The 15,830-nt window shown below is 41.5% G+C and carries 13 protein-coding genes; 1 reads left to right on the plus strand and 12 read right to left on the minus strand.

Features of this window, described 5'->3' with window-relative positions; genetic code table 11:
* Window positions 1-30: 30 nt before the first annotated feature.
* The 8 genes from ACIQAA_RS07995 to ACIQAA_RS08030 form a co-directional block, all read right to left on the minus strand.
* Complete coding sequence (locus ACIQAA_RS07995) at window positions 31-1,308, minus strand: alpha-L-fucosidase (protein WP_402617411.1); 1,278 nt, start codon at window positions 1,306-1,308, stop codon at window positions 31-33.
* Window positions 1,305-4,391 (minus strand): beta-galactosidase, encoded by a 3,087-nt coding sequence (locus ACIQAA_RS08000; RefSeq protein ID WP_402617414.1) that lies wholly within the window; start codon window positions 4,389-4,391, stop codon window positions 1,305-1,307. Before ACIQAA_RS08000 ends, ACIQAA_RS07995 begins: the two co-directional genes overlap by 4 nt.
* 91 nt (window positions 4,392-4,482) lie before the next feature.
* Window positions 4,483-5,382, minus strand: coding sequence for a fumarylacetoacetate hydrolase family protein (locus tag ACIQAA_RS08005; RefSeq protein WP_402617418.1), 900 nt, complete (start codon window positions 5,380-5,382; stop codon window positions 4,483-4,485).
* A gap of 27 nt (window positions 5,383-5,409) precedes the next feature.
* Window positions 5,410-6,183, minus strand: coding sequence for an SDR family NAD(P)-dependent oxidoreductase (locus ACIQAA_RS08010; protein ID WP_402617421.1), 774 nt, complete (start codon window positions 6,181-6,183; stop codon window positions 5,410-5,412).
* Window positions 6,184-6,228: 45 nt separating this feature from the next.
* The gene (locus ACIQAA_RS08015) at window positions 6,229-7,389 is read right to left on the minus strand and encodes a UxaA family hydrolase (RefSeq protein WP_402617423.1); all 1,161 of its coding nucleotides are present in this window, start codon (window positions 7,387-7,389) and stop codon (window positions 6,229-6,231) included.
* Window positions 7,386-7,721 carry a UxaA family hydrolase gene (locus ACIQAA_RS08020; RefSeq protein ID WP_402617426.1) on the minus strand — a complete coding sequence of 112 codons (336 nt, stop codon included), beginning with the start codon at window positions 7,719-7,721 and terminating at the stop codon, window positions 7,386-7,388. Before ACIQAA_RS08020 ends, ACIQAA_RS08015 begins: the two co-directional genes overlap by 4 nt.
* A 26-nt stretch (window positions 7,722-7,747) precedes the next feature.
* Entirely contained in the window at window positions 7,748-8,548 is an 801-nt protein-coding gene (locus ACIQAA_RS08025) for an SDR family NAD(P)-dependent oxidoreductase (RefSeq protein ID WP_402617429.1), read from the minus strand.
* Between the two features lie 17 nt (window positions 8,549-8,565).
* Entirely contained in the window at window positions 8,566-9,399 is an 834-nt protein-coding gene (locus ACIQAA_RS08030) for an amidohydrolase family protein (RefSeq protein WP_402617431.1), read from the minus strand.
* Window positions 9,400-9,623: 224 nt separating this feature from the next.
* On the opposite strand from ACIQAA_RS08030, the gene ACIQAA_RS08035 reads away from it, so the two are divergent.
* Window positions 9,624-10,634: a LacI family DNA-binding transcriptional regulator gene (locus tag ACIQAA_RS08035; protein WP_045517110.1), complete on the plus strand. Its 1,011-nt coding sequence runs from the start codon at window positions 9,624-9,626 to the stop codon at window positions 10,632-10,634.
* Between the two features lie 39 nt (window positions 10,635-10,673).
* Here the strand turns inward: ACIQAA_RS08035 and ACIQAA_RS08040 are convergent, their stop codons facing one another.
* From ACIQAA_RS08040 to ACIQAA_RS08055, 4 genes are all read right to left on the minus strand, one after another.
* Complete coding sequence (locus ACIQAA_RS08040) at window positions 10,674-12,047, minus strand: alpha-L-fucosidase (RefSeq protein WP_402617434.1); 1,374 nt, start codon at window positions 12,045-12,047, stop codon at window positions 10,674-10,676.
* An 89-nt stretch (window positions 12,048-12,136) separates the two neighbouring features.
* The gene (locus ACIQAA_RS08045) at window positions 12,137-13,771 is read right to left on the minus strand and encodes an extracellular solute-binding protein (RefSeq protein ID WP_402617437.1); all 1,635 of its coding nucleotides are present in this window, start codon (window positions 13,769-13,771) and stop codon (window positions 12,137-12,139) included.
* A 146-nt stretch (window positions 13,772-13,917) separates the two neighbouring features.
* Window positions 13,918-14,811: a carbohydrate ABC transporter permease gene (locus ACIQAA_RS08050; protein ID WP_307305013.1), complete on the minus strand. Its 894-nt coding sequence runs from the start codon at window positions 14,809-14,811 to the stop codon at window positions 13,918-13,920.
* Between the two features lie 24 nt (window positions 14,812-14,835).
* Entirely contained in the window at window positions 14,836-15,807 is a 972-nt protein-coding gene (locus ACIQAA_RS08055; protein ID WP_402617440.1) for an ABC transporter permease, read from the minus strand.
* Window positions 15,808-15,830 lie beyond the last annotated feature (23 nt).

Consider the following 15,830-nt stretch of genomic DNA (forward strand, 5'->3'; position numbering starts at 1 on the left):
CACACTTCGATTAGTAAACCAGCCCAATTGTTAATCAATTAGTTCCAATTCAATCACCGTGTCCATTTCATCCGGCAGCGCTGCTCCTGCTAAATAGATAAATGCGCCGCTCTCAATATCAGAATACTGCTCAGCCATCCACGGAACTTCTACCTTCAATTCGCTGCCGTCTGCAAGCAGACGTGCTTTTTTTATTTGGCCTTTTAAGCCTTGGAAGTAAATTGGCCCAATGCCGCGGTCAAACACATGCGCATATAAAAAGCGTCCTTTTTGCGTATAACGTCCCCACTCGGGCTTCGCCAAGGATGCCGCCGTACAACCATAGATGCTGTCACCGTTTTTCTCAAGCCACTCCCCGACTTCGTCCAAAATAGCCAAGGACTGCTCCGGAATGACTCCCTTCGCATTTGGACCCACATTGAGCAGCAAATTCCCCCCCTTGCTGACACATTCCACTAGCGTTCGAATGACCTGTTTCGGAGATTTATAGTTTAAATCCTTCGAATGATAGCCCCAATGATCATTTAAAGTAATACACGCCTCCCATGGAATCGGCTCCCCGTTTCCATTCATTATGCCTCCGACCGGAATAATCTGTTCAGGTGAGTAAAAATCACCGGCATAAACTTCCGGCTCTGCGAGCTTAATATTGCCGCCAAGGCGATTATCAATCAGGACATCAGGCTGGATGGAACGAATCATTTCAACCAGTTTCGTTGCTTCCCATTTCTCCCCGGTCATGTCGTCATAGGAAAAATCAAACCAGAGAATATCAATCTTTCCGTAATTTGTTAAGAGCTCCTTAACTTGCCCGTGAAAATAATTCACATAACGTGAAAAATCGGTCACTTCATCCTTATATTCCTCATTGTCCCGCATTGGATGTTGGCGATCCCCGTATTTAGGAAAATCCGGATGATACCAATCAATGATGGAATAGTAGAGTCCGACCTTTAATCCTTCCTCGCGAAAAGCCTCAACGTATTCCTTAATGAGGTCTCGCCCCGCCGGTGTATTGGTTGCTTTGTAGCCGGTCAGCTTACTATCAAACAAGCAGAAACCGTCATGGTGTTTCGCTGTAAGGACAACGTATTTCTGTCCTGCAGCCTTAGCTGCTTTCGCCCATTCCCGCGGGTTATAACTGGTTGGATTGAATTCCTCAAAAAACGGCTGATAGTCTTCAATACTTAAACGTTCGAAACTTCGTACCCATTCTCCTCTAGCAGGGATGGAATAAAGTCCCCAATGGATAAATAAGCCGAAGCGGTCCTCCATAAACCACTGCACACGCTCTTCTCTTGTCTTCATTTCTTCACTCCCTCTTTTAGGTCAATATTCACTTCATTCTCACGGTATATCCCCAGGATTTCTCCCGTCTTATCTGTGGCAAATAGCACACTGCGTTCTGATTCCAATCGAAATTCATATGTTTGCCCTGTCGCAGGGTCGGAAACCTTAATATTTGCATCAGCTCCAAATTCGGAAACAAAGATTAAGAGTTTACCATGGTCAAACTCTACTTTACGTCCATAGATACCCGGGAAGTCGCCTTCATGCCAAATTAAATGATTGGAAACTTCGGCACGGCCGAGTGCATACTTGTATAACTCATAAATAGATGCATTCTGTTCATTCAACTCAATCGGAAGCGGCGACCATATGATTCTTCCCTTTCCGTAATCGAATTCCTTCACTGAAACAATTCCTTTTTCTTCTGCAGCGATTTCCTTCACTAACTCAGCAATCCTTGTACCGCCGAAGGAAACAGGAACCGCAGCCCCGGCAATCTGTAGCATTTCCTCCCGCAAAACATTTACACACTTCGAAGAACCTGCAATCTCTTCCACCCGGTTTGTTTCATTCCAGTACTCATCGATGCTAAGTGGTCCAGTAAACAACAAGGTAACCTCGTTATGTTTTACAAAAGAGAGTAATTCCTCCAAGGCTCCCGAGCTAAAATTATGCGGACTTGGGACCATGACAAGCTTTGGCGGCTCAACTGCTAATCCGGAGAGATCGTACTCGCTAAATCCACGGAATGGCTGATTCAGCTCATAAGCTAGGACTCTAGTTAACTTAGCAGTCGAATCAAACGCAAATCTTCTATTTGAAAAATCATTCGAATACGGGAAAACGACGGCAATCTCCTCAAGTTTTCTCCCTTGGAACAAATGCCCAATTGCCTTCATGAAGCGGCCAAAGTCATAAGAAACATTGGTCTCCGGCTTCTCGGTACCGTCTGCCCGTAATGCTCCAATATTGGATTCATTAATGTTGTTCATGAAATAATTTGTATTCCAAATCCACTGAACCGCACCAGCATTACCTGCTGCAAACGCATAGGCATACTTGCGTTCGAGAATATTGCGGAGCTCTTCCTCGGAACGTTTCGCATGATTGTTGGGCTTTTCGACATACATGATTCCGGTCTCTTGAATCAAATTTGGTTTATCAAACGTTTTGGCAAATATCCCGTCCCAAAGCAGCTGATCCATCATCCACCACGAGTGATTTGTCGTATAATCAACCGCCTTGCCGTAAAATAACGGCGATGGACGCTGTCCTGCTAATGCTTCATCCTGCCCAACCGTTACCAGCTGGTCACCCGCCAGTTTTTTAATGGTCGATTTAAGCTCTTGCACCCACTGATTATGCTTTTCCATCGTATATAAAGTGTAATCTAGCCATTTCAAGCCTTTATTCCCAAATGGAGTATTTTGGCTCACTAGCGGAGGCCTTACACTTGAAAACGACGGCAATTCAGACGGTGTCATATTCCAGCGTTCCTGGACATGTGCGATATCAACATGCCGGTTTTGCAGCCACTCCTGGTACTCACGAACATCAAATGTGTCTTGGATTGTTCTCGGCCCGGCAAACGTTTGTTGAGGATGAAACAAGGACGGTTCATTGATCAGGTCCCAATGAATATTCTTCGTTGTCTTATGGCGCGAAACAACCGAGGAAATGAATCTCTTTTGTGCCGAGACGCTTCGGGGGTCAAGATACGGATTTTTCCCATCCCATTCCTCAGGTGTAAAAGAGAAAAAGTTAAACGTTAACTCGATATCATGCTGCTTCGCTGTTAAGATAAAGGCATCAATCGCCCTTAAAACGCTTTCACTCATATGCCCGTCGACAAACATCATCTGCCGCCAGGCGGTCCATATTCCTGTCCGAACATAATTAATGCCCGCAGCTGCCATCGAGGAAAAATCCTTATTCCATACACTTGGATTTGGCAGGAACAGAAAATACCGGGCTACATCGGAAGTCATATAGGTCATGCCGACAATCGGAAACGGCTGATTGTTTTTTAAAAAATAGTCTCTGCCGCACTTAAGCGGTTCGCCACTTTCAAGCAATTCCCGGTCCATAAACCAGAAACCCTGACGCAGGATTCTTTCTTCCCCCGTTTGGCTAAATAACCGGCACATCAGTTCATATAGTCCCGGCTGATAATCACTAGTATGTAAGGTGAAATGGTGAATGACGAGTTCATCTGTTACAGATACGTTCGAGCTTTGTACCTCTAGGATGGTTCCATTCTTTTTTAAAATAAGCTCTATGCCCCATTCCGAGTTTTCCTTTAATAAGGACTGTGCCTGCAAGGAAATCATTGGCACCTCATGGTCGTAATACGAAGCATAATTTGTCTTCAACCAAAACTCAGTTACCCCGGAAGAGGTAAAATCTGCGAGCTTATTTAAAAATAGGCTCCCTTTTTCGCTCCAAAAACCTTCTGTTAAAAGTTGATTAATAAACACCCATCTGCCACCGGTAAATGAACCTCCATAGTTTTCAATTAAAACTGCAGGGGCCGCCACTTCGCGCCCGCTTTTGGAAATCCCCCTTAATAACGGGAAAATCCTCGCATCCATCGGTCCACTTGAACCCATTTCCGCCACAATCGAGGACGTTTTGGTCGGATGCATAATAAAATTGGCTGTATCCTGGACGGAAAACAGCTCCTCATATCCTTCAAAAACAGGAATATCCAGATATGTAGTTAATTTTTCAATCGGCTTTTGATCCACCTTTAGTACCTCATGGATATTGAGCTCCATATGGTAGGCGGTTTGCTCGCGTTCAGGGGTCCAAGACCCATTTACCCGATTACAGGGCTTACGGAACGGTGCAGCTCCGACACAGACAAACCCCTTCCCTTTTTGTAAAAATGAGATAATCGCACCCCAGGCTTTTTTTGGAAAAAAGGAACCATGCAAATGAATGAAACATTCCACATCTAAATGATTCTGTAAAACATGCTCTAAATCTCCCGCTTTTACAACAGTGGCCTGCTCTTTAAGTTTTTGAATCATTTCGATAGGAGGCCTTTGTCCCTCAAACGGAAATGTTTCATCATAAAAAATGACTGTTTTAGTTACCAAGATTCGTTCTCCTTTCAGGAAAGCTTTCTCGTAATGATATCAAGTGTCCGATACTATCAGTCTCATTTTTCGAAAAAATGAACCTATTTAATTAAACCTGTTCTTTTACAAAGGAATTGGTTAAGGCTCCTAATTTTTCAATTTCTACGGTTACAACGTCACCCGCCTGAAGATAAACCTGCTCAGACTCAGGCCTTCCTAAAACAACACCTTCTGGGGTCCCTGTTAAAATAAGGTCGCCGGGAACCAATGTCATATGCTGGGAGATATAGCTGACAATTTCCGCAACGGAAAAAATCATATCCTCTGTATTTGAATTTTGCCGTACTTCGCCATTGACAATGGTCTTTAAATTTAATTTTTGCGGATCCCCTACCTCATCTGCCGTTACAAGATAGGGGCCGACAGGACTGAAATCATCACATGTTTTCCCTAACAGCCATTGAGGTGTTTTTAACTGAAGATCCCGTGCCGATAAATCATTTACCGTACAATAGCCAAACACATAATCGAGGGCTTCCGCTTTTGAAACATATTTTGCCTTTTTGCCAATCACAACCCCTAATTCTACTTCATAATCAAGTTTCTCGGTCACGATCGGAACCGCAATATCTTGCTTATGGCCCGTTAAGGTATTATTAAATTTATTAAAGAGAATCGGTACTTGTGGATACGGTGCATTCGTTTCATCTGCATGCTTGCGGTAATTTAAGCCGACACAGATGATTTTATTCGGCTGAACGACACAAGGCCCATATGTACAATTTTTCTCATCCACTAAATAAGGAGGATTGTCCGTTGTATCCAGCTGGTTAATAAAACCCCTAACTTTTTCAACTGCTTCCTCCCCATACTCAATAACCTCTGTAATGGTTGTGGGAATGTTTTCATCATTCCCGCCGTTCAAAGCCGCTTCAACATCAATAATACCCGCTTCGGTTTTGACCCCTAATGTTTTTCGTCCTTCTTTTTCAAGAGTTAAGAATTTCAATGTACTTCCCCCATTTCAATAATAAAATCAAGCATTTTTCCCAAATACGACCCCGCCGTCAATATAAAGAGGCGAACCCATCATAAATTTCGACTCATCGGATGCTAAGAACAAGGCTGCCTGTGCCACATCTTCCGGCCGGCCAAGATCACCGCTTAATTGTCTGGTTTTAATGGTCTTGATAGCTTCCTCCGGATCATCATAGGAGGTTTTTAAATAGTTTTCTACAAATGGTGTCAAAATCGTTCCTGGAAGCAAGGCATTTACACGGATATTGTACGGCGCATAATCAACCTGCATCGATTTTGTCAGGGAAAGTACAGCACCTTTCGTGGCCGCATAGGATGCCCTGTTTAAAAGCCCGATTTCGGCAATACAGGATGACATATTAATAATCGAACCGCTTCTTTGCTCCATCATGTGCGGAATCGTATACTTGCTTGGCAGATAAACCCCTTTAATGTTCACATTGATAACCTTATCCCACATCTCGGGTTCAATTTCATGCAAACGGCCTACCCCGCTGATCCCTGCATTATTAAAGAGAACGTCAATTCGTGAAAATTTCTCAATGATTTGTTCAATCATGCTGTGGACAGATTCCGGGTCTGTTACATCAGCCTGAATAAAAATCGCATCTCCACCTGATTGAACGATTTCCTGAACAGTCTCATTTCCCTTTTCCGAATTTAAATCATTAATAACAACCATTGCTCCTTCTTTGGCAAATTGAATGGCCGTGCACTTTCCGATTCCTGACCCTGCACCAGTAATTAACGCTACTTTATCCTTTAATCTCATTCACTTTATTCCTTTCATAAAAAAGAATCTGCAACCTGTATTTTCTTATAAACTTATTCCGATTCTATTGATGCTAAATTCTTGATGACCTAAAACTTCTGCCTTCGTTAGGTTGCCAGAAGCAACACTGACAATTTCATCAAAAATCTTCTTTCCTGCTTGTTCGAGCGTTTCTTTCCCTTGCAAGACCGCACTAGTATCAATATCAATATTGTCCTCCATGCGTTTCGCTGTTCGTTCGTTTCCAGTAATCTTGATAACAGGAATAATTGGATTTCCAGTTGGAGTTCCAACTCCTGTCGTAAAACATACGAGATGTACTCCTGCAGCAGCCATGCCAGAAACACATTCAATATCATTTCCGGGAGAGTCCATGAAATAAAAGCCTTTTCCTGTTATCGGTTCTGCATACTCGACAACACCTTTTAGTGATGAAGAGCCTGCTTTACTAATACAACCTAAGGATTTCTCTTCAATGGTCGACAATCCACCTTCAATATTGCCTGGACTTGGATTCCCGCCGCGCATGTCTACTCCCATACGGTCAATTTCCATTTCAAAATTTCTAATACAGTCGTAAAGTTTATTATGCACTTCGGCCGATACCGCTTTTTCCGCTAAAATATGTTCTGCACCGATGATTTCTGTAGTTTCTCCCATCACAATCGTGCCATTTTCTGCAACAAGTAAGTCAGACGCCTTTCCCAATGCCGGGTTACTGCATAAGCCCGATGTTGCATCCGACCCGCCGCATTTCACCCCGACAATCAATTCAGACAGGTCAATATCGACTCTTGGTACATCCTGGACTTGTTTAACCAATTCCTTGGCCGCTTCGATTCCTTTTTGGATCGTCTTAATCGTCCCGCCTTCATCTTGGATATCAAGCCAGATCACCGGTTTGCCTGTTTCCATGATTTCATCGCGGATTTGTTCGGCATTCATTACCTCGCAGCCAAGACTGATGATTAATACGGCACCGACATTGGGGTTTTTCCCCATGCCAACTAATACTTGATGTGTTCTTTCCTTGTCTTTTCCCACCTGGCTGCAGCCATGCTGGTGGGGAATCGCAACGGTACCAGCCACCTGCTGTTGAATTCGGTTCACTACTTGATTAGAACAAATAACAGTTGGCATTAGCAGCACATGATTTCGAATCCCTACACTAGAGTCTGGTCTTTTATACCCCTTTATGATGGTCATGAATTGTTCACCTCTTTTTGTATATGCGCATCCCCTCGGCCGCGAATGCCTTCGATATTATGAACATGCACATGTTCACCACGATCAATAAACTCCGTGGCAGCGCCAATTGATTCCCCGTACTTTAGGATTCGCTCCCCTTTTGGAATCGGGTATAATGCCACTTTATGTCCAAAGTGAATATCACTTTTTACCACTAATGTCTGTGGTTTCCCCTCAAATGTGTAGGAAATATTTTCGCCTGCTTTCACATCACGGAGCAGTGTTGCTACATTGTCTTTTCTATTCAAAACAATACTCGACATTTCAGAATTGAAGTCATAAGCCGCCATGATTTACCCCTCTTCCTATCATTCTATTAAACTACCACGCGATCCCATTCTGGCTTAGGTCCAGCAGCATACCCAATGGTGGCGCCGCCATCCACGACAATATTTTCACCGGTTACAAAGGAGGAATCGCTACTTGCCAGAAACAACGCAACATTGGCAATTTCATTTGAGGTTGCTGTTCTCCCTAATAAATGGGAACGATCCTGGGCCAGACTTGCCTGCTCCGGATTTTCCTGCTTTTGCAGCCAATCCGAAAGCAAAGGTGTTTTGACACCCGCAGGACTAATCGAATTAACTCTAATTCCAAGCGGCGCAAGGTCAATCGCCAGTGCTTTCGTTAAGGCAATAACAGCACCCTTGGTTGCGGAATAGGCCGGATTATATTGCTGACCGACAACCCCTGTCATGGAACCCATATTTACGATGCTGCCTTTGCTCGCCTTTAAATGTTCTAATCCATATTTAATGGTAAGAAACATACTTTTTACATTCACGTCAAAAAGCCTATTCCATTCATGCTCCTGAATTTCTTCAATCTTCTTCGGTAATATGGTCCCGGCATTGTTGAATAAAATATCAATTCCACCAAATCTTTGAATCACAGAAGTGATCAAATCTTTTACTTGGTCTTCATTAGAAAGATCACAGCATATCCCGATTGCTTCACAGCCCTGTTGCTGTAATTCTTGAACAGTCTCATTAAGTTTTTCCTTATTAATATCAACCACCGCAATTTTTGCTCCTTCAGATGCAAAAACCTCAGCAGCAGCTTTTCCAATTCCACTTCCGCTCCCGGTAATGATGGCTGTTTTATTATGTAATCGCATGTCACTCCTCCTCCAATTTATAAATTTAGTTTATAAAACCCACTGGCATTTTCTCCAAAAATTGCTGCCTTATCGCTTTCCGTTAAATGGTCCGGCAAGGTGGAAAGCAATAGTTCAACTACATCCTGATAGCTTGCTTTTAAGAGACATACAGGCCAATCACTCCCAAACATCACGGAATGGGGCCCGAAGACATTGATGACATGATGGACATAAGGCTCAATTTCCGCTGTCTGGACTTCTTGACCCGCTTCTGTCACCATTCCCGACAGCTTGCACATGACATTTTTGCAACTGGCAATTTCTGTGATTTGCTCCTTCCACGGCTTGATGATTTGCTCGGCTATCCTTGGCTTTCCCAAATGATTAATAACAGCCCGTAAGCTTGGAAAAATTTCTAATAGCTGAATGATGGTAGGAAGATGGTGCGGATAAATTAATAAATCGATGGGAAAGTCATCTTCAACAAGCAGTTCGATATTCTTTAAGACACTTTTTCTAAGGATCCATTTGTCATCCTCTAAATCCTGTAACATCGGCCTGATCCCAACGAATCCCTTATGACTTCTAAGCCTCCTGTATTCGCTTGCAAAACTTGGAGATTCCATGTCCAGCCAGCCAACCACACCGGCTATAAACTCATTCTGTTCATACAATTCCAGTAAAAAATCCGTTTCTGCTATGGTAGGGGCCGCCTGAACAAGAATGGTCTTATCAATGCGAAATGGCTGTAAATGTTGGGACAAATCCTCTGGTAAATAATCCTGATATAATATCGAAAAATCAGGAGTCAACCAATCATAATCATCTTGTGCTAACTTCCAAAAATGTTGGTGGGAATCAATTCTCATAGCTATAATCCCTTTCAGCAGCCACGCCCAATTTTGCCTTGGGAGTGGGTAGTTGAGTGTAATCGGTAACGGATAATTTGGTCATTTCCCTTAGACTCTGTCATTTTGTTGTTAGAAAATTATAAATGTTACCCATAACATAAAAATATCACGGAAGGGGGTTGCTGTCAATCAAGGAATGCCATATATTTATAGTAGTGAATATTTTTAGAAGGAGAAATGATATGGCCACTATTTACGACATAGCAAAAAAAGCAAATGTCTCTCCTATGACCGTTTCAAGAGTAGTGAATAATTCAGGGAAAATTAGTGAAAAAACAAGAGAGAAAGTTGAAAAGATTATTGAGGAGCTAAATTATATCCCTAATAATGCTGCCAGGAGCTTAACGCTTAAACAATCAAAAATATTGTCATTGGTAATAACGGATATAACCAACCCTTTTTATACAAAAGTTGCCCGCGGCGCTGAGGATAAAGCAAAGCAAATGGGGTATCGTTTACTTTTAAGCAATAGTGATGAAAGCTTCGAAAAGGAATCTGAATATGTTGATATGCTTATTTCGTCAGGCGTTGACGGCGTACTCATGGCACCATCCGGGGATGAATCACAAAAAAATCTTAAAACCCTGATTAAAAATAGAATCCCGTTCGTATTAATCGACCGGCATGTAAAGGGAATTGACTGTGACTTAGTCATGGGTGACAGTTACCAGGGGACGCGGCAGCTGTTAGAACATTTAATTGGGCAAGGCCATTCAAAAATTGCGCTCATCAATGGTCCAACGAATGTTTCAACAGCACGTGAAAGGGAAAAAGCGTATTTTGAAATATTGCGTTTAGCCGGCATCGAAGCAGACAAAAAGCTTGCCGCCAATATTTCCTATATGCAGAATGATTCCTATAAATTTGTTAAAAATCTTATCTCCCTGCCTGAGTCCAAAAGGCCGACAGCAATTTTTGCAGCGAACAACTTTATTGCGATTAACACGATTAAAAGCCTTCGTCAATTAAATGTCCGGGTACCTGAAGACATAGCGGTTGTTTGTTTCGATGATCCGGACCCGATTCCGGATTTCAATCCGTTTCTAACGATTGCTGCACAGCCGGCATACAATTTCGGGTATATGGGAATTCAGTTATTAATTGAACGAATTGAAGGCAATGGCCCGGCGGAAAAGCAAAAGGTCATCCTGCCACCAGAAATCATCATTCGAAGTTCTTCTTTGAAAAAATAAAAAAAGAAAAGGTCTGACATGGGGTCAGACCCTTTTTAGTTAAGTCAATTTAAAGACATAGGCAATTGGAGCCTTTTCTTCCTCTCCCAATCTTGGAACCTTAACTGTTAATCCGGCATCCGTCTGTTCAAATTCGACGAAACCTTTTCCACCGAGCATTTCCACTTGATTAACCTTTTGGGTATATGGGATCGTCAAAGATTCTTCAAATGAATAATCAGCTTCATTTTTAAATAGACGGAAACAATAGGTAGTGTCTCCTTTGCATGTAAAAGCAAAATCTTCTGTAAAGTAAGGGGCACAAATACGTGTACCGTAAATGGCTTCACCATAAACCTTTAACCACTCACCCAGTTCCTTCATTCTCTCGATGGCCCTTCTAGGCAAGCGACCATCAGGCTGTGGCGCCACATTAAGAGCAAGATTTCCGCCTTTTGATACAACTTCAACCAAAATATTTACAAGTTCACGTGTAGACTTATAGTCATCTTCATATCTAAATGAAAAAGCAGTTCCCATCGTGATACAGCTTTCCCAAGGTACATGCAGTGCCCGTTTAGGGATGGTCTGTTCAGGTGTAACATAATTTTCAAACGGTCCGCCAATTGTTCTGTCTGCTGTCAGCAGCCACGGCTGTAATTTGCGAGCTTTTTCCACTACTTCCCCAAGGCGGATGTCCTGTTTTCCTTTCCCGACCCAACCGGCATCCAACCACAAAATATCAATCTTTCCGTAATTGGACATCAGCTCCATAATTTGATTATGGGTAAAGTTTACAAACTGATCCCATAGCCATGGATATTCTGCAGGATCATAGGATGGACCGCGCCACATATCCCTGCCCCTTTCCATTCCTTTTGCCCAATAATATTCCGTATTCCAGTCGGCTTTAGAGAAGTAGGAAGCAATCCCTAACCCTTTATTGCGAAAGGCATCGAAAACATGCTTGCATATATCCGCATATTTATGGGTATGGAAAGGACAATCCGGTCCTGTAATTCGATAGTCCGTCTCTTTTGTATCCCACATACTAAAGCCATCATGGTGTTTCGTCGTAAAAATTAAATATTTGAAGCCATTTTCTGAAGCCAAATCTGCCCATTCTTCAGGCTGAAATCGAAGCGGATTAAAGGTTTTGTTTAGATTGAAGTATTGCCGTTTGAATTCCTCACCATCGGAGATCCAGTCAATATCGGTCCGTGACCATTCTGCATCCTTATCACTTAATGCCCATGATTCTACTAGCCCCAGCTGAGAATAAGGTCCCCAATGCATCATTAGCGCAAGCTTCTGGTCCTTAAACCACTCTAACCTCTCCAATAGAAGCGGATCTTCCGGTTTAACCCATTCCTTTTCAGAGCTGTAGTTATGAACACCTTCCGTAATTTCCTTTTCTTTAACCTCATTAGCCATAAAATCATCTCCATTAATAGTAGAATGAGAAACGAAAAAGAGAAGAACTACTCTTCCCCTTTTCGCTAGAGAACAATTAAACTAGTAAATTATTTTTTGTATTTTTCATCGTAAGCTTTTTGATAGACTTGAATGTAATCTTTAAGACCGGCATTCTCTAAATTCTTGACATACTCTTTCCAAGATTTATCATCAAGTTTTGTTTTTCCAGTAATAAACGCAGCTGTCATTTCATCAACGTAATCCTCGATTGATTGTTCAAGTGTAGCTAATTTGTTTGAATCTTCCTCACTAAAGAATAATTTTGGAACCGGCTCGATGGTCGTTGAGATGTATGGTACATGTTCTTCTGTGGCCTTCCATAAAAGCTGTTCCTGATCCCCCGGAGGTACTGCTTGACCAGCACGGAATGCATTTGTTCTTAGAGATGGACCGGTTTGATTCCAACCTATATTATTGTTAACATTGTTTGGATCCAGCTCCTCTAATGTCCATACGGCTGGTTTTCCATCCAAACCAAGTTGACCCTCTTCCGCATCAAGGAACTGACCCATTCCAAAAACGGAATTAATCGTGACTTCGTTTTCATACATTGCTTCTGCCCATCTAAAGGCAACATCCGGATGTTTTGCTTTATTCGTAATGATAAACTCAGCAGGACGGGTAACCGGTGATGGTTCGTAAAGTGTTATTTGTTGACCATCTGGGCCTTTTAAAGGCGGAACGGCAACAAAATCCTTCGCTCTTCCCTTGTCTGAAACATCTGTAAAAAATGAAGGAACCGAGGATGCTGCAGCACCTAAAATTGGGATGTCTGGGTTTTCACCCAATTTTTTAAATTGTTCAGGATCTTGTGTAAATGAGCCTGAATAAATTAAACCATCATTGTACATCTTATTTAAAAATGTTAAGCCTTCTCTCCATTCAGGCTTATCCCATGGTACAACAAATTTTCCATCTTCAATATATTTATCACTATAACTAAACGGGTTCATAAGAAAGCCGTCAACCTCTTCATGCCAATAATTCTTCATACCTGAAAACGGGATCTCATCCGCTTTTCCATTGCCATTTGGATCCTGTGTTTTGAATGCCATCATGACATCGTAAAATTCCTCTGTGGTAGTTGGTACATCAAGTCCAAGCTTGTCCAACCATGGCTTATATATCCACATTTTTTGAGACGTCGTACAGTGAAAACATTCATTTACCTGCGGCAGGGCAAAAATATCGCCCTCCGGGGTTGTTACTGCATCTTCAACTAAAGGCATTTCTTGGAACATTTTCTTCGTTTGAACACCATACTTGTCAATCAAATCATTTAACCTAAGAAAGACACCTTTTTCCCCATACACGCGTAATTGCGCTGGTGTAAGAGTCATATCCATAATGACATCTGGATATTCACCGCTAGCCAGCATAAGATTTAACTTTTCCGCAGCACCCTCCTCAGGAAGAACTTCCCACTTGATATGTACTCCAGTTTTCTCTTCGTACCATTTCGTAAACTCATTGGTGGCAAAATCCTTTACCCCAGTGTTAGATTTGGTCAGGACAGTTAAGGTCTGTTTTTCCTTTACAATTGGAAATGTTCCTGCTTCCGTGACAATATCTTTGTATTCTTTGTCTTTCTTTTGGGTTGTGGAGGCATTATTGGAACAGCCAACCAATAGCAGTAACATGGCTATTACTAAAGACAGAAGCGTATTAAACTTTCTTTTCATGGTTCATCCCCCTTAATAAGTTTCATTGAAAAAACATAATAGCTTTTTAAAGCAATTTAATTCCATACCGTTAAAAGAAGAAATTTACAGGGTCAATAAGTGCTATCACCCCCTCCCAGTGGAAATGAAAAAGATTACTTACCTGGTTATCCTTTTAAAGATCCAATCATAACACCCTTTACAAAGAACCTTTGGACAAAAGGATAGGCAATTAAAACCGGAAGGGAAGAGACAACAATAAGTGAATATTTTAGCAGCTGTTGAAGCCCAATTTTATTTGCCAATTGTGTTGCATCACCCATCATCGAAGGGTCTACGCTGTTTTGAACAAGAATGTCCCTTAATATGAGCTGCAGCGGGAATAAACTGGCATCGCGCAAATAAATTAATGCACCGAAATAGGAATTCCAATGCCCAACGGCATAAAAGAGAGAAATAACCGCAATGATAGGAGCTGAAAGCGGTAACACAATTTTAAATAGAAATTTAAAATCATTGCACCCATCAAGTTGAGCCGATTCAAGCAATTCATTTGGAATGGTTGATTTAAAGAAACTCATCGTAATAATGACATTAAACACCGATAAAGCATTTGGAATAATAAGAGCCCAGCGGGAATTTAATAAACCCAAATCTTGTACTAGAAGATAGTTTGGAATCAATCCACCATTAAACATCATAGTGAACACAAACAGGAACATGAAAATTCCGCGCCCATAAAAGTCTCTCCGTGAAAGCGGATATGCAGCTAAAATGGTTAAAATAACATTCACTGTTGTTCCCACAATCATATAAAACAATGAATTTCCATATCCGACCCAAATTTTGCTATATTCAAAGATTGTCTTATATCCTAACAAACTGAACTCTACAGGAAATAACCAGACCCGCCCGCTTGCAACAGCGTTTGTCGAACTTAAGGATGCACTAAGTACATAAATAAGCGGATACAAAACTGAAAGGACGAGGAGTGATAGGAAAATGTAATTGCAAACAGTGAAAATGCGGTCACCCCTTGACTCACCAATCTTTGTGTTCATAAGAATCCTCCTCTTTTAATTGGTTTACCATAGCCCATCCTGTCCAACCTTTTTCGCCAACTTGTTGGAGGCAATAATAAGAATAAATGCTACTAATGATTTAAAAATTCCTATAGCAGCTGCATACGAATACTGCGGAAGTGCAGAGACAAGACCGACATTATACACATAGGTGTCAATTACTTGAGATGATGAAAGATTTAATGGATTTTGCATTAATAAAACTTTTTCAAACCCGGTATCCAAGAAGCTTCCCATATTAAGAATGAGGACCAATACAGCGGTCTGCATGATACCCGGAATATCGACATGCCAGATTCTGCGGATCTTCGAAGCACCGTCTACTATGGCAGCTTCATGAAGTTCAGGGCTGACGCTTGTCAATGCGGCCAAATAAATAATGCAGCCGAAACCAACATTTTGCCAGATGCCACTAAAAACAAAAATCGATTTAAAATAATCCGCCTCACCCATAAAGTTAATTCCCTCTTTAACCCCAAAGAAGGTAAGAAGATTATTTATTGGACCGCGGGGGTCTAAAATCATAAAAATAATCCCAACCATAACGACAACCGATATAAAGTGAGGAGCATATGTGATTAACTGTGCTGCCTTCTTAAATCTTTTTGAGTATACATAGTTAAGACTTAAAGCTAATAAAATAGGAAGAGGAAAACCTGCTATTAAACTATAAAGACTTAGGCCTAGCGTATTTTTTAATACCCTTACAAAGTCGTATGATTCAAAGAACTTTTTAAAATGTTCAAAACCTACCCAAGGACTTCCTCCAATCCCTAATACAGGGTCAAAGTTTTTAAACGCGATAGAAGCGCCATACATAGGGTAGTAATGGAAAACTAAGATATACATCAGTGGCAGGATAAAAAGGACATATAGTTGCCAGCTTTTTTTAATTTTTGTCAAAGGCTTTTTCTTAGTTTTATGCTTTACTTCAGAAATGGTTGATTTATTCTCAACTGCCCCAGTAACATTCAATGACTAACACTCCCTTTTTATAT

The organism is Neobacillus sp. NPDC093182 (genome assembly GCF_044754045.1).

Excerpts from the sequence above, each read along its gene's own strand:
- ACIQAA_RS07995 (WP_402617411.1), bottom strand. The coding sequence starts at position 1,308 with ATGAAGACAAGAGAAGAGCGTGTGCAGTGGTTTATGGAGGACCGCTTC.
- ACIQAA_RS08010 (WP_402617421.1), bottom strand. The coding sequence starts at position 6,183 with ATGAGATTAAAGGATAAAGTAGCGTTAATTACTGGTGCAGGGTCAGGA.
- ACIQAA_RS08015 (WP_402617423.1), bottom strand. The coding sequence starts at position 7,389 with ATGACCATCATAAAGGGGTATAAAAGACCAGACTCTAGTGTAGGGATT.
- ACIQAA_RS08020 (WP_402617426.1), bottom strand. The coding sequence starts at position 7,721 with ATGGCGGCTTATGACTTCAATTCTGAAATGTCGAGTATTGTTTTGAAT.
- ACIQAA_RS08025 (WP_402617429.1), bottom strand. The coding sequence starts at position 8,548 with ATGCGATTACATAATAAAACAGCCATCATTACCGGGAGCGGAAGTGGA.
- ACIQAA_RS08030 (WP_402617431.1), bottom strand. The coding sequence starts at position 9,399 with ATGAGAATTGATTCCCACCAACATTTTTGGAAGTTAGCACAAGATGAT.
- ACIQAA_RS08035 (WP_045517110.1), top strand. The coding sequence starts at position 9,624 with ATGGCCACTATTTACGACATAGCAAAAAAAGCAAATGTCTCTCCTATG.
- ACIQAA_RS08040 (WP_402617434.1), bottom strand. The coding sequence starts at position 12,047 with ATGGCTAATGAGGTTAAAGAAAAGGAAATTACGGAAGGTGTTCATAAC.
- ACIQAA_RS08045 (WP_402617437.1), bottom strand. The coding sequence starts at position 13,771 with ATGAAAAGAAAGTTTAATACGCTTCTGTCTTTAGTAATAGCCATGTTA.
- ACIQAA_RS08050 (WP_307305013.1), bottom strand. The coding sequence starts at position 14,811 with ATGAACACAAAGATTGGTGAGTCAAGGGGTGACCGCATTTTCACTGTT.